Annotated in this window: 13 protein-coding genes; 8 read left to right on the forward strand and 5 right to left on the reverse strand. The window is 74.4% G+C overall.

Translation table 11 applies throughout. The annotated features are described in order from the left end of the window. The coding region (locus AAHH18_RS14765) for a LiaF domain-containing protein (protein ID WP_343302125.1) at positions 1-755 on the forward strand (755 nt) is incomplete at its 5' end. Then, complete coding sequence (locus AAHH18_RS14770; RefSeq protein ID WP_343302126.1) at positions 752-1,408, forward strand: hypothetical protein; 657 nt, start codon at positions 752-754, stop codon at positions 1,406-1,408. The genes AAHH18_RS14765 and AAHH18_RS14770, both read left to right, overlap by 4 nt. 67 nt (positions 1,409-1,475) lie before the next feature. Here the strand turns inward: AAHH18_RS14770 and AAHH18_RS14775 are convergent, their stop codons facing one another. The 3 genes from AAHH18_RS14775 to AAHH18_RS14785 all read right to left on the reverse strand — a co-directional run bounded on the left by AAHH18_RS14775 (position 1,476) and on the right by AAHH18_RS14785 (position 4,350). Then, a complete protein-coding gene (locus AAHH18_RS14775) occupies positions 1,476-1,967 on the reverse strand; it encodes an aromatic ring-opening dioxygenase LigA (RefSeq protein ID WP_283319555.1) in 492 nt (163 codons plus the stop codon). Positions 1,968-2,286: 319 nt separating this feature from the next. After that, the gene (guaA, locus tag AAHH18_RS14780; RefSeq protein ID WP_459349148.1) at positions 2,287-3,903 is read right to left on the reverse strand and encodes a glutamine-hydrolyzing GMP synthase; all 1,617 of its coding nucleotides are present in this window, start codon (positions 3,901-3,903) and stop codon (positions 2,287-2,289) included. Positions 3,904-3,945: 42 nt separating this feature from the next. Next, positions 3,946-4,350, reverse strand: coding sequence for a MerR family transcriptional regulator (locus tag AAHH18_RS14785; RefSeq protein WP_459349149.1), 405 nt, complete (start codon positions 4,348-4,350; stop codon positions 3,946-3,948). Between the two features lie 227 nt (positions 4,351-4,577). On the opposite strand from AAHH18_RS14785, the gene AAHH18_RS14790 reads away from it, so the two are divergent. Further along, the gene (locus AAHH18_RS14790) at positions 4,578-5,708 is read left to right on the forward strand and encodes an acyltransferase family protein (protein ID WP_343302128.1); all 1,131 of its coding nucleotides are present in this window, start codon (positions 4,578-4,580) and stop codon (positions 5,706-5,708) included. Here AAHH18_RS14790 and AAHH18_RS14795 read toward each other — a convergent pair. Continuing rightward, positions 5,623-6,036 (reverse strand): DUF3817 domain-containing protein, encoded by a 414-nt coding sequence (locus AAHH18_RS14795; protein ID WP_283319553.1) that lies wholly within the window; start codon positions 6,034-6,036, stop codon positions 5,623-5,625. The two genes, AAHH18_RS14790 and AAHH18_RS14795, sit on opposite strands and share 86 nt — an antisense overlap. A 125-nt stretch (positions 6,037-6,161) precedes the next feature. On the opposite strand from AAHH18_RS14795, the gene AAHH18_RS14800 reads away from it, so the two are divergent. Beyond that, entirely contained in the window at positions 6,162-8,033 is a 1,872-nt protein-coding gene (locus AAHH18_RS14800) for an ABC transporter ATP-binding protein (protein WP_343302129.1), read from the forward strand. Next, complete coding sequence (locus AAHH18_RS14805) at positions 8,014-9,747, forward strand: ABC transporter ATP-binding protein (protein WP_343302130.1); 1,734 nt, start codon at positions 8,014-8,016, stop codon at positions 9,745-9,747. Before AAHH18_RS14800 ends, AAHH18_RS14805 begins: the two co-directional genes overlap by 20 nt. 23 nt (positions 9,748-9,770) lie before the next feature. On the opposite strand, the gene AAHH18_RS14810 is transcribed toward AAHH18_RS14805, so the two are convergent. Beyond that, on the reverse strand, positions 9,771-10,634 hold the full coding sequence (locus AAHH18_RS14810; RefSeq protein ID WP_343302131.1) for an SURF1 family protein: 864 nt from the start codon (positions 10,632-10,634) through the stop codon (positions 9,771-9,773). 262 nt (positions 10,635-10,896) lie between these two features. Here AAHH18_RS14810 and AAHH18_RS14815 point away from each other — a divergent pair, with 262 nt between their 5' ends. The 3 genes from AAHH18_RS14815 to AAHH18_RS14825 all read left to right on the forward strand — a co-directional run bounded on the left by AAHH18_RS14815 (position 10,897) and on the right by AAHH18_RS14825 (position 16,858). Then, a complete protein-coding gene (locus tag AAHH18_RS14815) occupies positions 10,897-13,383 on the forward strand; it encodes a phosphoketolase family protein (RefSeq protein ID WP_283319549.1) in 2,487 nt (828 codons plus the stop codon). A 209-nt stretch (positions 13,384-13,592) separates the two neighbouring features. Continuing rightward, positions 13,593-15,674 (forward strand): phosphate acetyltransferase, encoded by a 2,082-nt coding sequence (pta, locus tag AAHH18_RS14820; RefSeq protein WP_283319548.1) that lies wholly within the window; start codon positions 13,593-13,595, stop codon positions 15,672-15,674. Beyond that, positions 15,671-16,858, forward strand: a complete 1,188-nt coding sequence (locus AAHH18_RS14825; RefSeq protein ID WP_343302132.1) for an acetate/propionate family kinase — start codon at positions 15,671-15,673, stop codon at positions 16,856-16,858. The genes pta and AAHH18_RS14825 overlap by 4 nt, the downstream gene beginning before the upstream one ends. Positions 16,859-16,991: the final 133 nt, after the last annotated feature.

A 16,991-nucleotide genomic window follows, 5' to 3' on the forward strand; every position in this document is an offset into this window, starting at 1 on the left:
CCGCGTGGGCCGCCGCCCCCGCCCCGGCGCGCGGCTGGAACCCGCCGCCCCCCGCTCCCCCGGTCCCGCCGGTGCCCCCGGTGCCGCCCGCCCCGCCGCGGCCCCCGCGTCGCGGACCGGGCGCCGCCCTGACGGGCGTCGTCGTGGCCGTCATCCTGCTCGGGCTCGCGGGCCTGCTCGCCGCCGACCGCGCGGGCTGGTACACCGGCCCGATCCTCCCCGTCGTCATCGGCGGCGGCGTGGTGCTCGTCGGCGTGGCGATCATCGTGTCCGGCCTGCGCGGCCGCACCGCCGGCGGCCTGACGGCCCTCGCGATCATCGGCATGCTGATCGCCGGCCCGGCGGTCGTCGTCGACGGGCGCGGGGAGTGGCGGGTGGACCGCGACACGTTCCGCAGCGTCGACGTCGCGGTGACCAGCCGCGCGGCGGCCGAGAAGGGCTACGCGTTCGGCATCGGCGACGCCCACGTGGACCTCACCGACGTCCCCCTGACGGACGAAACGCTCGTCGTGCCCGTCAGCGGCGGCATGGGTGACATCACCGTCGTCGTCCCGGAGGGCGCCGCGGTGACCGCCGAGGTCACGTCCGGGGTCGGCGACATCGACTGGCGGGTCGACGGCAACCGGCAGCGGGCCGACGGCGTCGGCAACGACCGGCTCTTCACCAGCGAGGCCATGGCCGACGGCCGCGACGCGGAGATCGCGCTGACCATCGAGCTCGGCGTCGGCAACATCACCATCGAGGAGGACCGATGACCAGCACCGGACCCGGCACCCCCCGGCCCGACGACGCGGACGAGCACGTGACCGAGCGGATCGACCGCCCCGCGACCGACGGACCGACGGAGCAGATCGCCCACGTCGAGCCCGCCGGCGAGACCGTGGAGCTCGCCACGGCGCAGCCCGCCGGCGCGACCGAGCGGATCGCGCCCGTCGACGCCACGCGGGAGATGCCGTCGGCGACCGCCCCGGGCGGGACCGGCCCGGCGCCGGAGCAGCCCGTGACGCCCGCCGCCGCGCCGGCCCCGGGCCCCGGGCCCAGCGGCACCGCGCCCGGCGCTCCCCCGGCGCCCGAGTCGGCGCCCCGATACGGCACCGCCCCGGCCTCCGGACCGGCGCCCGCGTACCAGGCCCCGCCCGCCGCCCGGGCCGCCTCACCGGCCCCCGCGCCGGCGCCCGCGCAGCCGCCGGTCCCGCCGGAGGACCGCGGCCCGCGCTCCGCGACCGTCGTGTGGGGCCTGATCGTCACGGTGGTCGGCGTCGGGATCCTCGCGGCCGCCGCGGGCGCGCGGATCGACGTGCAGCTCGCGCTGATCGTGCTGCTGGCGGGCGCGGGTCTCGCGCTGCTGGTCGGGTCGGTGCTCACCACGGCACGCCGCCGCGGCCGCGAGGCGCGGACCGGCCGCTGACCCCCCGGACGACGACGGAGGCCGGGACCCGATCGGGTCCCGGCCTCCGTCGTGCCGTGCGGGTGGTTCAGGCCTTGAGGCCCGCGTCCGCCGGGGTGGTGCTGCGCGTCTCGGCGACGGTCGCGACCGAGCGGCCGGCGATGGCCCACAGCGCGTAGCCGACGAGGATGAACATCACGCCCAGGCCCATGACCAGCGCCGCGACGCCGAACGCCACGACCGAGGTGAAGAGCGAGGCCCGGAGGAACGACGCGTTCATCGCGGTGTCACGCAGCGGGTCCTCGCGGTCGAGCTCGGCGTAGGTCTTGCCGCCGGTCGCCTCGAGGGCGTGGTGGTTGATGATGTCCGCCTGGGCGAACGCGGTCCACGGCGTCGTGACCGGCTGCCCGGCGAAGTTGGCCGCGTCCTCGGAGACGGTGATGTTCTCGTCGGCGAGGTGGCTGGAGACCGAGCCCCAGGTGACGCCGCCGGCGATGATGAGGACGAGACCGGCGACCGCCGAGATGATGCCGATGACGCGCGCAGCCTTCGAGCCGCCCGTCGCTGCCACGGTAGACATGTGGTGATCCCTTCAGATACCCCCGTTGCGGACCGACCCCTTGCCGGCCCGGTGGAACCTGTGAGCCCCACGGGAAGAGCGTCTCCCACGCGGCGGCCGGAAGGTGGGACGTTGGTCATGCGATCCGCCCGGAGAGGCTTCGTGACGCCACGCACAAAGACCGGATTCGTGCCGATCGGGTCTTTCGTCCCACGCAGAGTCGCCCGTCGAGCCTAGGACAGAGGTCCCGGTCTCCGGGAGGGACGCCGCGGCCGGGAGCGCGACGGCCCGGCACCCCCTCGGGGTCCCGGGCCGTCGGCGTCCGCGCGTGCGCCGCGCGTCACTCCCACTCGATGGTGCCCGGCGGCTTGCTCGTCACGTCCAGCACCACGCGGTTGACCTCGGGCACCTCGTTGGTGATCCGGGTCGAGATGGTCGCGAGCACGTCGTAGGGCAGCCGCGTCCAGTCGGCGGTCATCGCGTCCTCGGAGGACACCGGCCGCAGCACCACCGGGTGCCCGTACGTCCGGCCGTCGCCCTGCACGCCCACGGAGCGCACGTCGGCCAGCAGCACGACCGGGCACTGCCAGATCTCGCGGTCCAGGCCGGCGCGGGTCAGCTCCTCGCGGGCGATGAGGTCGGCGGCGCGCAGCACGTCCAGCCGCTGCTGCGTGACCTCGCCGATGATCCGGATGCCCAGGCCGGGGCCCGGGAACGGCTGGCGCCAGACGATGGCCTCCGGCACGCCGAGCTCCAGGCCGACGGCGCGGACCTCGTCCTTGAACAGCGCCCGCAGCGGCTCGACCAGCTCGAACTGCAGGTCGTCCGGCAGGCCGCCGACGTTGTGGTGGCTCTTGATGTTGGCCGCGCCCTCACCGCCGCCCGACTCGACGACGTCCGGGTACAGCGTGCCCTGGACGAGGAACTTCACCTCCTCGCCGTGCGCGCCCGCCTCCTCGACGACCTCGCGCGCCGCGTCCTCGAACACGCGGATGAACTCGCGGCCGATGATCTTGCGCTTCGTCTCCGGGTCGGTGTGCCCGGCCAGGGCCGTGAGGAACCGCTCGCGGGCGTCGACGACCTTGAGGTTGACGCCGGTGGACGCGACGAAGTCCTGCTCGACCTGCTCGGCCTCGCCGGTGCGCAGCAGGCCGTGGTCGACGAACACGCACGTGAGCTGGTCGCCGACGGCCTTCTGCACGAGCGCCGCCGCGACGGAGGAGTCCACACCGCCCGACAGGCCGCAGATCACGCGGGCGCTGCCGACCTGGGCGCGGATCCGCTCGACCTGGTCGGCGATCACGTTGCCCGGGTTCCAGTCGGCGGCCAGGCCGGCACCCTCGTACAGGAAGTGCTCCAGCGTCCGCTGCCCCAGCGGCGAGTGCTTGACCTCCGGGTGCCACTGCACGCCGAACAGGCGGCGCTCGCGGTCCTCGAACGCGGCGACCGGGGACCCCGCGGAGGTCGCCAGGACCTCGAAGCCCTCGGGGGCGGCGTGGACGGCGTCGCCGTGGCTCATCCAGACGGTCTGCTGCTCGGGGCTGCCCGCCAGGACGGTGCCCGTGCGGACGACGTCCACCGGGGTGCCGCCGTACTCGCGGTTGCCGGTCTGCGCGACCTCGCCGCCGAGGGCCTTGGCCATCGCCTGGAACCCGTAGCAGATGCCCAGCACCGGCACGCCGGCCTCGAACAGCGCGGGGTCGACGAACGGCGCGCCCTCGGCGTACACCGAGGACGGGCCGCCGGACAGGATGATGGCCGCCGGGTCCTTGGCCAGCATGTCCTGCACCGACGCGGTGTGCGGCACGATCTCGGAGTAGACGCTGGCCTCGCGGACGCGGCGCGCGATGAGCTGGGCGTACTGGGCCCCGAAGTCGACCACGAGCACCGGGCGGTGCTGGTCGGCGGGCGAGGAGCCGGAGGGCGGTGGCACGGGCACGGGAGAGGCGTCGGTCACCGGACCAGGGTAGTGCTCCGCGGGAGGGCGACGGCCGCGTACTCAGGAGCCGGAGCGGTCCCCGATGCGCCGCTGCCGGGAGATCTCCTGGCGCAGGCTCTCGTGGAAGTCCTCGGCGACGGCGAGCTGCTCGCGCAGCGCCCGCGAGCGCTCCTCCGCGGCCAGCCGGTACATCGCGAGGCGCTCCAGCAGCACGTCGTGGTCCTCCTGGCTGACGCCCGGGGCGTTGATCCGGTCGAGGACGCCCAGCAGGTCGCCCATCTCGTCGAGGGAGAAGTCGAGCGGCTTCATGCGCTTGATCAGCTCCAACCGTGCGATGTCGGGCTCGGTGTACAGGCGGAAGCCGCCGTGCGTGCGGGCCGAGGGCCGGACCAGGCCGACCTCGCCGTAGTAGCGGATGGTGCGCAGGGAGAGCCCGGTGCGCTCCGCGACCTCCCCGATCTGCATCAGGTGCAGGGACACGGGCGACACCTCCTTCCGGGCCGGCGCGGCACAGCATAGCCGCGCCGCGCGCCCCGCTGACCTGCGCGGACGACCGGGGCGAGTGCACCCGCCCAGCCCACTCTCCTGTGACGTCAGCGTCGGACCGGACCGGGGCGCACCCTCCCGGTCGTCGGCGGCATCCCGGCCTGCAGTCTTCCCAAACGGGACAAACAGGACATATCTTCCGTAACGTGAGAGATGCCGACGCGACGCCCCGCCGCCTGCCCGGCCTCGACGCGCTCCGTGGGCTCGCCGTGTCGCTCGTCCTGCTCAACCACGCCTGGCCCGCGACGTTCGGCGCCGCCGGCGTGGTCGGCGTGACCATCTTCTTCGCCCTCTCCGGCTGGCTCATCACGGGCCTGCTGCTCCGCGACGTCGAGCAGCACGGCCGCGTGCGCTACGGCCGCTTCGCCGCCGCGCGTGCCCTGCGCCTCTACCCGCCCATGCTGTTCATGCTCGCGGGCTTCGTCGTCGTCGAGGGCGCCCTGGACCACCTCGGCGACCGCCACCTCGTCCCGGAGTCGCTGCTGGCCGCCGTGACCTACACGATGAACCTGCCGCTGCTCCCCCACGGGAGCGAGTCGCTCTACCACTTCTGGACCCTGGCGACCGAGGAGCAGTTCTACCTGCTGTGGCCGCTCGTCCTGGCCTGGGCGTGGCGGCGCGGCCTGCTGCGGGTGGCGGTCGGGATCGGCGTCCTCGGCACGCTCGCGGCGTGCACCGTCACGATGCTGCTGGTGGCGCCGGACGTCGCACGCGTCTACGCGCTGCCCACGTCCTGGGCCGCCGCGCTGCTCATCGGCTGCGCGGGCCGGCTCGGGCAGGACACGCTGCAGCAGCTGCTGCCGCCGGAACGCGGGCCCCGGCGGCGGCTCCTGGTCGTGCTGGTGGCGCTGCTGCTGGCGACCTCCCTGTCCGGGCCCACCGGGGCGCACCCCTGGTGGTACCTGCTGGGCGTGCCGTCGGTGGCCGCGGCCACCGTCGTGCTCGTGTCGTACGCCGGCCGCTGGCCGGTCCTGCCCAGCCGGCTGCTGCGTCCGGCGGTCGCCCTCGGCACGATCTCCTACGCCGCCTACCTGTGGAACGCGGCGATCGTGCGGTGGCTGCACCACCCGCAGGACGCGCTCGGCGCCCTCGCCACGATCGCGCTCACGCTCGTCGCCGCCACCGCTAGCTGGTGGCTGGTCGAGCGTCCCGCGGGACGGCTGCGCGCGCGACTGCTCGGCGGGCGCCGGGTCAGCGGGCGGGGGCGGACGCCGGCCGGCCCTCGATCCGGGCGACGGCGTCGGCGTGCACCCGCCGCTCCAGCACGAACGACATGACGGGGACCACGCCCGCGAGCGCCATCGTGGCGAGCCGGCCGAGCGACCAGCGCATGGCCGACCAGAGCTGCACGACGGTCGCCAGGTAGACGACGTAGACCCAGCCGTGGGCGATCGCCACCCACGTGCCGAGGACGGGCTCGGGGTCCCCGGTCGCCGGGTCGACGCCGCCGGCGTGCAGCACGTACTTGAGCACCATCTCGAGGCAGAGCACCAGCAGCATCGTGCCGGTGACCCACGCCATCGCGCGGTAGCGGGCGAGCCTGCCGGGGGCGCTCTCGAGGACCGGCGCGGGGGCGGGCCGTCCGGCGGGGGCGGGCTCGGTCATGGGGGTCCTCTCGGCGGCCGGCGGGGTGCTCCCGGTGATTGTCCCCCAGCGGCCGCGCGGTCGTCGCGCGCGACCGGCCAATTCCCTTGCCGGTGTGTCAGGGCTCACCCGTAGCGTGGTCCGTCGTGCGACCCCTTCCCCTGCCGGACCCCGGCCACCCCCCGCTGACGGGCCCCCGCCGGCTCCTGCTGTGGCAGGCGCGGCGGCAGGCCGGCGTGCTCGCGGGCGCGACCGCGGTCGCGGTCGTCGGGAACGTGGCGGCGGCCCTGCTGCCCTGGCAGCTCGGCCGGATCGTCGACGGCGGGCTCGAGCACGGCCTGGGCCGGGAGCTCTGGCTGGGCTGCCTGCTGCTGTCCGGGCTCGGACTGGTGCAGGTCGGCGCGAACGTCTGGGGGCACCGGCTCGAGGTGGAGAACTGGCTGCGCGCGGCGTTCGCGTCGTCGCAGCAGGTCGGCCACCACGTGACGCGCACCGGCGACGCGATCACCGACGAGCTGCCGACCGGCGAGGTCGTCGCCACCGTCGCCACGGACGCGCTCCGGATGGGCGAGGTGTTCGCGATCCTCCCCCGGCTGGTCGGCGGGATCGCGGCGTACCTCACGCTCGGCGCCCTGCTGCTGGGCACGTCGGTCCCGCTCGGGCTGCTCGTGCTGCTGGGCCTGCCCGTGGTGGTCGCGGTGCTGTCCCTGCTCGTCCCGCCGCTGCAGCGCCGGCAGGCCGCCCAGCGCGAGGCCACCGGCCGGCTGACGACGCTCGGCGCCGACACCGTGTCGGGCCTGCGCATCCTGCGCGGCATCGGCGGCGAGGACGTGTTCGCCGACCGGTACCGCGCGCAGTCCCAGGAGGTGCGGGCGGCCGGAGTGCGGGTGTCGCAGACGCAGTCGCTGCTGGACGCCCTGCAGACGCTGCTGCCCGGCCTGTTCCTCGCGGTCGTCGTGTGGGCGGGCGCCCGGCTCGCGCTGTCCGGCGACATCAGCCCGGGGCAGCTCGTGTCGTTCTACGGGTTCGCCGCGTTCCTCACGCAGCCGCTGTGGACCGCGAGCGAGGCGATCCGCGTGGTCACCCGGGCGGTGGTCGGCGCGCGCAAGATCATCCGCGTCCTGTCCGTCCCGGTCGCCGGGTCGGACGACCCCGCGCACCCGGCGACCGCCCCCGGGCCCGGCGAGGCGCTGGTGGACGAGGCGAGCGGCGTCGTCGTGCGGCCGGGGCGGCTGACCGCGCTCGTGGGCGCCGACCCGGACGAGACGGCGCGGATCGCGCTGCGGCTCGGCCGGCTCGGGCCCGCCCGCCGCGAGGCCGACGAGGGCGGGGCCGACGAGCACGCCGCCGTCCGCGAGCCCGCGGACGCCCCGCTGTCCTCGGTGCGCTGGGGCCGCGCGCTGCTGCACGAGCTCGCCCTGGGCGAGGTCCGCGGCCGGGTCGTCGTCGCCGAGTCCACGCCGCACCTGTTCACCGGCACCCTCGCCGACGAGCTGGACGTGCGCGGCGGGGCCGACCGCGACGCCCTGCTGGCGGCGATGACCGTGGCCGACGCCGGCGACGTGCTCGACTCCGTGCCCGGCGGCCTGGACGGCGCCGTGGAGGAGAAGGGCCGCTCGCTGTCCGGCGGGCAGCGGCAGCGGGTCGCCCTGGCCCGCGCCCTGCTCACGGGGGCGGAGGTGCTCGTGCTCGTCGAGCCGACCAGCGCGGTGGACGCCCACACCGAGGCCCGCATCGCCCGGCGGCTCGCCGACGCGCGCCGCGGGGCGACGACCGTGGTGGTCACCGCCAGCCCCCTGGTGCTCGACGTGGTCGACGAGGTCGCGCTGGTCGCCGGCGGCCGGGTGGTCGCCACCGGGCGGCACCGCGACCTCGTCGCGGCCCGGGACGCGACCGGCGCCGCCTACCGCGCCGTGGTGTCCCGCACCGACTCCCCCGGCGTCGACTCCCCCGTCCCCCGCCCCGACCACCAGGACCACGACCGACCGGAGGTGAGCCGTGAAGCTGCCCGTCGCTGACCCGACCGCCCTGCGCCGGCACACCGCCGCGCTGCTCCGCCGGCACCGCCGGGGCCTCGTGCTGGTCGTGGTGCTGCACGTCCTCGCGGCCACCGCGGGCCTCACCGGGCCGTGGCTGCTCGGCCGCCTCGTGGACGCCGTCGTCGACGGCACCACGACGGCCGCCGTCGACCGGACGATCCTCGTGCTCGTCGTGGCCGTGCTCGCCCAGACCGTCCTCATCCGCTACGCCCAGCGGTCGGCGATGGTGCTCGGCGAGACGGTGTTCGCGGAGCTCCGCGAGGAGTTCGTCGCGACCGTCACCCGGCTGCCGCTGTCCACCGTGGAGCGGGCCGGCACCGGCGACCTGGTGGCGCGGACCACCACCGACATCGACCGGGTGCAGTACACGGTCCGGTTCGGGGTGCCGCGGATCCTCGTCACGGTCGCGACCATCGCCCTGACGGCGGTCGCGGCCGTGGTGACGAACGCGCTCGTGGCGATCGGCCTGCTCGCCGGGCTGCCGCTGCTGCTCGGCGTCACCCGCTGGTACCTGCGCCGGGCCGCCCCGGCGTACCTGCGCGAGTCCGCGGCCTACGCGACCATCAACGGGACCATCACGGAGTCCGTGGAGGGCGCCCGCACCGTGGACGCGCTCGGGCTCGGCGCACGCCGGCGAGCCCGGCTGGACGCGGACCTGCGGGAGGCGTTCGCCGCCGAGACCCGCACGCTGGGCCTGCGGACCGTGCTGTTCCCCGGCGTGGACACCGCGTTCATCCTGCCGGTGGTCGCCGTGCTGGCCTGGGGCGCGTACCTGATCTCGACCGGGCACGCGACGGTCGGGGCCGTCACGACGATCGCGCTGTACGCGATGCAGATCATCCACCCCATCGGCGAGCTGATCTTCTGGCTCGACGAGATCCAGGTCGGCGCGACGTCGCTGGCCCGGATCATCGGGGTCGCGGACGTCGCCCCGGACCGCACGGCCCGCGACGCCCGTCCCGCGGACGAGGCCGTCGTCGCCAGCGAGGTCCGGTACGCGTACCGGCCCGGCCGCGACGTGCTGCACGGGGTGGACCTCACGCTGCGCACCGGCGAGCGGCTCGCCGTCGTCGGGCCGTCCGGCGCCGGCAAGTCGACGCTCGGGCGGATGCTCGCCGGCATCCACCCGCCCACGGGCGGCGCCGTGACGGTCGGCGAGGTCCCGCTGGTCGACCTGCCGCTGGACGAGCTGCGCGGCCACGTCGCGCTCGTGACGCAGGAGCACCACGTGTTCGTCGGGCCGCTCGCCGACAACCTGCGGCTGGCCGACCCGGACGCCGACGACGACGCCCTCGAGCGGGCGCTGCGGGCCGTCGACGCCTGGGAGTGGGTGGCGGCGCTGCCCGGCGGGCTCGCCACGGAGGTGGGCTCCGGCGGCGTCGCGCTCACGCCGGCGCAGGCGCAGCAGGTGGCCCTCGCCCGGCTCGTGCTGCTCGACCCGCACACGCTGGTGCTCGACGAGGCGACGTCGCTGCTCGACCCGCGGGCCGCCCGGCACCTGGAGCGCTCCCTGTCGGCGGTGCTCGAGGGCCGCACGGTCGTCGCGATCGCCCACCGGCTGCACACCGCGCACGACGCCGACCGCGTCGCCGTGGTCGACGCCGGGCGCATCACGGAGATCGGGCCGCACGACGAGCTCGTGGCGGCCGGCGGGGAGTACGCCTCGCTCTGGAGCTCCTGGCAGCGGGAGTAGGCCGCCGCGCGACGTGCCGCCGCTCAGGCCCCGGGCGGCGGTGCGTCGCCCGGGGCCGCGCCGTGGTCGGTCCCGGCGTCCGCCGGCCCGAGCTCGCCGGACTCGCGCAGCACCTCGTCCTTGAGCAGCCGCACCCAGAGCGCCACCGCGAACACGCCGAAGACGAACCACTGGGCCGCGTAGCCGAGGTTCTGCAGGTTCAGCCCCGTGCCGGACCGCTTCGGCGGCGGCAGCAGCTCCACGGCGGCCGGCTGCGCGGGGTCGGACGTCGTGAGCACCGCGTAGCCCGTCCAGATGGGGCCGCCCCACACGCCCAGCAGCTCGGCGGACGACACGCTGTCGGTCGTGCCGTCGCCGGTGAGCGGCGCGCCGGAGTCCTCGGACGCCTGCAGGTAACCGGTCACCGTGACGGTGCCCTCGGGCACGGCCAGCTCGGGCGCCGCGGGATCCTGCACGTCGGCGGGCACCCACCCGCGCACCACCGGCAGCACCGCCCCGTCGGCCCCCGGGTCCGCGGACTCGACGCGCAGCGGCGTCAGGACGAGCGAGCCGGTGCGCCCGTCCAGGCCGCGGTCCGTCACGAGCAGCTGCCCGTCCGCCTCGTACCGCCCGGTCACCTCGATCCGGCGCCCCACGAGCGACCCGTCGAACGTCGACTGCGGGGCCAGCACGTCCTCGAGCGGCACGGGCGGCTGCGCCTCGACCTCCGCGAGCGCCCGCGCCTGGGCGGCCGCCCCGCGGACCTCCGCGCGCTCGAGCTGCCAGGCGCCGAGCCGCCCGCAGACCGCCGCGGCGGCGAGCAGGACCACGAGCAGGCCGATCATGCGCGGCGTGCGCGCGACCCGCCACAGGGTCGCGCGCCGCTCGGCGCGGGAGGTCTCGGGCACCTCAGCACGGTACCCGGCCGGGGCGGCGGGACCCGCGCCGGGACCCCGGCCGGACGGCCCCGTCCCCGCGCCCGTGGGGGCGGGTGCACCCCGTCACCCGATGGGGTTGGATGGGGCGGGGCCGAGGTACGGCCACGGGGCTGCCGGCTAGGTCGGACGTCCCGGCTCGCGGCGTCCGGCGCCGCAAGGCTGGGGGATGCCCGGCGGGGGGCGCTCGTCCGGGCCCACGGCTCATCCGTGGTTCTGCGAAACGGGGAGAGACATGACGACGACGACGGCGCCGCTCGAGACCTGGCGGGCCGGGTCCGGCCAGCCGGTCTCCGAGGAGACGCTCCGGCGCATCGACGCCTGGTGGCGGACGGCCAACTACCTGTCGGTGGGCCAGATCTACCTGCTGGACAACCCGCTGCTGCGACAGCCGCTGACCCGCGACCACGTCAAGCCGCGGCTGCTCGGCCACTGGGGCACGACGCCGGGCCTGAACTTCCTGTACGCGCACCTGAACCGCGTCATCGCGGAGCGCGAGCAGTCGACGCTGTACCTGACGGGCCCCGGCCACGGCGGCCCCGGCCTCGTCGCGAGCGCGTACCTCGACGGCACGTACTCCGAGGTCTACTCCGACATCACCCCCGACGAGGAGGGCGTGCGCCGGCTGTTCCGGCAGTTCTCCTTCCCGGGCGGCATCCCGAGCCACGTGGCGCCGGAGACGCCGGGCTCCATCCACGAGGGCGGCGAGCTGGGCTACGCCCTGTCGCACGCGTACGGCGCGGCGTTCGACAACCCGGACCTGCTGGTCGCGGCGGTCGTCGGCGACGGCGAGGCCGAGACCGGCCCGCTGGCGACGTCCTGGCACTCGAACAAGTTCATCGACCCGGCCAAGGACGGCGTCGTGCTGCCGATCCTGCACCTCAACGGGTACAAGATCGCCAACCCGACCGTCCTGGCGCGCATCCCCGAGGAGGAGCTGCTCGACCTCATGCGCGGGTACGGCCACAAGCCGCACCTGTTCGTCGGCGGCTTCGACGGCGAGGACCACGCCGCGGTGCACGCCCGGTTCGCCGAGCTGCTGGACGTCGTGCTCGACGAGATCTCCGAGATCAAGGCGCGCGCCGCCGCGGGCGACGAGTCCCGCCCGGCGTGGCCGATGATCATCTTCAAGACCCCGAAGGGCTGGACCTGCCCGCCGGTCATCGACGACAAGCAGGTCGAGAACTCCTGGCGCTCGCACCAGGTCCCGCTGGCCAGCGCCCGCGACACCGACGAGCACCTGAAGGTCCTCGAGGGCTGGCTGCAGTCGTACCGCCCGGAGGAGCTGTTCGAGGCGGACGGCTCGGTCAAGGCGGACATCACGGCCCTCGCCCCGGGCGGCACGCTGCGGATGAGCGACAACCCGCACGCCAACGGCGGCCTGCTGCTCAAGGACCTGCGGCTGCCGGACTTCCGCGACTTCGCGGTCGAGGTGCCGGTGCCGGGCGGCTCGATCTCCGAGGCCACCCGCGAGCTCGGCAAGTACCTCACCGAGGTCATCCGCCGGAACCCGGACAACTTCCGGATCTTCGGCCCGGACGAGACGGCGTCCAACCGCCTGCAGGCCGTGTTCGACGTGACGAACAAGCAGTGGAACGCCGAGTACCTGCCGACGGACGTCGACGACCACCTGGCCCGGATGGGCCGCGTCGTCGAGATGCTGTCCGAGCACCAGTGCCAGGGCTGGCTCGAGGGCTACCTGCTGACGGGCCGGCACGGCCTGATCACCAGCTACGAGGCCTTCATCCACATCGTCGACTCGATGTTCAACCAGCACGCGAAGTGGCTGAAGGTCACCAACCACATCCCGTGGCGCCGGCCGATCGCCTCGCTGAACTACCTGCTGTCCAGCCACGTGTGGCGCCAGGACCACAACGGCTTCAGCCACCAGGACCCGGGCTTCATCGACCACGTCGTGAACAAGAAGGCCGAGATCGTCCGGGTGTACCTGCCGCCGGACGCGAACACCCTGCTGTCGACGTACGACCACTGCCTGCGCAGCCGGCAGTACGTCAACGTCGTGGTGTCCGGCAAGCAGCCCGCGCCGAACTTCCTCACGATGGACGAGGCCGTCGCGCACTGCACCCGCGGCCTGGGCATCTGGGAGTGGGCCGGCACCGAGGTCGAGGGCGAGGACCCGGACGTGGTGCTCGGCTGCGCCGGTGACGTGCCGACGCTCGAGGTGCTGGCGGCGGCGCACATCCTGCGCCAGGAGCTGCCCGACCTCAAGGTGCGGGTCGTCAACGTCGTGGACCTCATGCGCCTGCAGGACGAGCGGGAGCACCCGCACGGCCTGTCGGACCGCGACTTCAACACGCTGTTCACGACGGACAAGCCGATCGTGTTCGCGTACCACGGCTACCCGTGGCTGATCCACCGCCTGACGTACCGCCGCAAGGGGCACAAGAACCTGCACGTGCGGGGGTACAAGGAGGAGGGCACCACCACGACGCCGTTCGACATGGTGATGCTGAACGACCTCGACCGGTACCACCTGGTCATCGACGTCATCGACCAGACGCCGTCGCTGGGGTCGAAGTACGCGGGCCTGCGCCAGCGCATGGTGGACGCCCGCCTCCGCGCCCACGACTACACCCGGGCGCACGGCGAGGACCTCCCCGAGGTGCGCGACTGGGTCTGGCCCGACGCGGGCGAGACCGGCACCGAGGTCGGCGGCCCCCAGCAGAACGCCACCGCGGCGACCGGCGGTGACAACGAGTAGCACCCGCCTCGCGGCCGATGGCCCGCACCACCTCGGTGCGGGCCATCGGTCGTCCGGGACCTAGGTCACACGTCGGGGGGTCGCGCGGGCCCCGGAGGGCCCGTCGTGGCGACCGTCACCGGCTCCGTGGGCCGATCCCGCCCCCGACGTCCGGCAGAATTCATCCCACCACCCGGCGACACCGAACCGACCAGGAAGAAGCCCCACCCGTGGCCCGCAGCATCTACGTCACGTCCCCGGAAGGGGACACCGGCAAGTCGACCGTGGCACTCGGCCTCGTCGACCTGCTGACCCGCACCGTGCAGAGGGTCGGCGTGTTCCGCCCCATCGCCCGGTCCACCGAGACCCCCGACTACGTGCTGGAGCTGCTGCTCGCCCACGACGGCGTGGACCTCAGCTACGAGGACTGCATCGGCACCACGTACGAGTCCGTGCACGCCGACCCGGAGGCCGCGCTCGCGACGATCGTGCAGCGGTACCACGCGGTCGCGCGCGCCTGCGACGTCGTCGTGATCGTCGGCACCGACTACACCGACATCGCCGGCCCCGCGGAGCTCGGGTTCAACGCCCGGATCGCCGCGAACCTCGGCGCCCCGGTGCTGCTGTGCGTCAAGGGGCAGGGCCGCACCCCCGAGGAGGTCCGCCAGGTCGCCGAGGTCGCCGCCGCGGAGCTCGAGGCCGGGCACGCCCAGGTGGTCGCGATCGTCGCGAACCGCTGCCGCCCCGAGGACGTCGACGCCGTGCGCGCCGAGCTCGCCACCCGCGCGACCGCGTGGGCGCTGCCGGAGGACCCGTTCCTCGTGGCCCCGACCGTCCGCCAGCTCATGGAGTCCGTCGGCGGCCGGCTGGTCGGCGGCGACGAGCAGCTGCTGTCCCGCGAGGCCACCGAGGTGCTCGTCGGCGCGATGTCCATCGAGCACCTGCTGGAGCGCCTGTCCGACGGCGTCGTCGTCATCGTCCCCGGCGACCGCTCGGACATCCTGCTCGGCCTGCTCATGGCGCACACCGCCGACGGCTTCCCGTCGCTGTCCGGCATCATCCTCAACGGCGGGTTCGAGCCGCCGGCCATCGTCACCCGCCTCGTCGACGGCCTGGGCAGCCGCCTGCCGCTGATCCGCACCGAGCTGGGCACGTTCCGCTCGGCGAGCGAGGCGGCCGGCACCCGCGGCCGCCTCTCGGCCGACTCGCAGCGCAAGGTCGACACCGCGCTCGCCCTGTTCGAGAAGTACACCGACGCCGAGGAGGCGCTCGCGGCCCTCGAGGTCCCGGCGCCCGACGTCGTGACGCCGCTGATGTTCGAGTACGAGCTGCTCGACCGGGCCCGCTCGGACCGCAAGCACATCGTGCTCCCCGAGGGCAACGACGACCGCATCCTGCGGGCCGCCTCCACGCTGCTCCAGCGCGAGGTCGCGGACCTGACGATCCTCGGCGACGAGGCGGCGATCCGGACCCGCGCGACCGAGCTCGGTCTCAACCTGGCCGCCGCCACCGTCGTCGACCCGAAGTCGGGCGACCTGCTGGAGCGGTTCGCCGCCGAGTACACCGAGATGCGCAAGCACAAGGGCATGACGGTGGAGCGAGCCCGGGAGATCGTGTCCTCGGTGTCGTACTTCGGCACGATGATGGTGCAGCTCGGCCTCGCGGACGGCATGGTCTCCGGCGCGGCGCACACCACCGCCCACACCATCAAGCCGTCCTTCGAGATCATCAAGACGGTGCCCGGCACGTCGGTCGTCTCGTCCGTGTTCCTCATGTGCCTCGAGGACCGCGTGCTCGTCTACGGCGACTGCGCGGTGAACCCCGACCCGACGGCCGAGCAGCTCGCGGACATCGCGATCTCGTCGGCCGCCACCGCCGCGCAGTTCGGCATCGAGCCCCGCATCGCGATGCTGTCGTACTCCACCGGCATGTCCGGCTCGGGCGCCGACGTCGACAAGGTCCGCACCGCGACCGAGCTGGTCCGCGAGCGCCGCCCCGACCTCAACGTCGAGGGCCCCATCCAGTACGACGCCGCCGTGGACGCCTCGGTGGCCCGCACGAAGATGCCGGACTCCGACGTGGCCGGCCGGGCGACCGTGTTCGTGTTCCCCGACCTCAACACCGGCAACAACACGTACAAGGCCGTGCAGCGCTCCGCCGGTGCCGTCGCGGTCGGCCCGGTGCTCCAGGGCCTGCGCAAGCCCGTCAACGACCTGTCCCGGGGCGCCCTGGTGCAGGACATCGTCAACACCGTCGCCATCACGGCGATCCAGGCCCAGGCCATGGGCGCGACCTCGGAAGGCACGAAGTGAACACGGTCCTCGTCATCAACTCCGGCTCCTCGTCGATCAAGTACCAGCTGGTCGACGTCACCAGCGGCGAGGCCCTGGCCTCCGGCATCGTGGAGCGCATCGGCCTCGAGGTCGGCAAGGTGAAGCACGAGGGCCCGTCCGGCACCACGGTGCTCGAGCAGCCGGTGCCCGACCACGAGACCGGCATGCGCGTCGTGCTCGACCTGTTCGAGCAGCAGGGGCCGCAGCTCCGCGAGGAGGACCTGACGGCCGTCGGCCACCGCGTCGTCCAGGGCGGCGACGTCTTCGACGGCCCCGCGGTCGTCGACGACGAGGTGCTCGCGCAGATCGACGCCCTGTCCCCCCTCGCGCCGCTGCACAACCCGGCGCACGTGGCGGGCCTCAAGGCGGCGCGGCACGCGTTCCCGAACGTCCCGCACGTCGCCGTGTTCGACACCGCGTTCCACCGCACCATGCCCCCGGCCGCGTACACGTACGCCATCGACCGGGACGTCGCCGAGCAGTACAAGATCCGCCGCTACGGCGCGCACGGCACGTCGCACCTGTACGTGTCCCGCGCCACCGCCGAGTTCCTCGGCAAGGACGTGTCCGAGCTGAACACGATCGTCCTGCACCTCGGCAACGGCGCCTCCGCGTCGGCCGTGCGCGGCGGCGCGTGCATCGACACCTCGATGGGCCTGACCCCGCTCGAGGGCCTCGTCATGGGCACCCGCTCCGGGGACATCGACCCGGCCGTGCTGTTCCACCTGGCCCGCGTCGGCGGCTACACCATCGACGACCTGGACGAGCTGCTCAACCGGAAGTCCGGGATGCTCGGCCTGTCGGGCTACACCGACATGCGCGACGTGCACGACGCGGTCGCGGCCGGCGACGAGCGCGTGAAGACCGCCCTCGACGTGTACTACCACCGCATCAAGGGCTACGTCGGCAAGTACTACGCCGAGCTCGGGCACGTGGACGCGATCACGTTCACCGCCGGCATCGGCGAGAACGACGACATCGTCCGCCTCAACGCCCTGCAGGGCCTGGAGCGCCTGGGCATCCAGGTCGACCCGGAGCGCAACGCCGGGCGCAAGAAGCAGCCGACGGTCATCTCCCCGGACGGCGCGGAGGTCACCGTGCTGGTGATCCCCACCAACGAGGAGCTCGAGATCGCCCGTCAGGCGGTCGCGACGATCGCCTGACGGCGCCCGCCGACGCGCGAGGGCCCCGCACCGGATCCGTCCGGTGCGGGGCCCTCGCGCGTCGGGACACGGAGCCGTCCGCACTCCGGACGTCATCCGTCCGCCGTGCGGACTTCACCCGATCGATGCCTCC

This window comes from Cellulomonas olei (assembly GCF_039548315.1).
Taxonomy (GTDB): Bacteria; Actinomycetota; Actinomycetes; order Actinomycetales; family Cellulomonadaceae; genus Cellulomonas.

Excerpts from the sequence above, each read along its gene's own strand:
- AAHH18_RS14770 (WP_343302126.1), top strand. The coding sequence starts at position 752 with ATGACCAGCACCGGACCCGGCACCCCCCGGCCCGACGACGCGGACGAG.
- AAHH18_RS14775 (WP_283319555.1), bottom strand. The coding sequence starts at position 1,967 with ATGTCTACCGTGGCAGCGACGGGCGGCTCGAAGGCTGCGCGCGTCATC.
- AAHH18_RS14785 (WP_459349149.1), bottom strand. The coding sequence starts at position 4,350 with ATGCAGATCGGGGAGGTCGCGGAGCGCACCGGGCTCTCCCTGCGCACC.
- AAHH18_RS14795 (WP_283319553.1), bottom strand. The coding sequence starts at position 6,036 with ATGACCGAGCCCGCCCCCGCCGGACGGCCCGCCCCCGCGCCGGTCCTC.
- AAHH18_RS14815 (WP_283319549.1), top strand. The coding sequence starts at position 10,897 with ATGACGACGACGACGGCGCCGCTCGAGACCTGGCGGGCCGGGTCCGGC.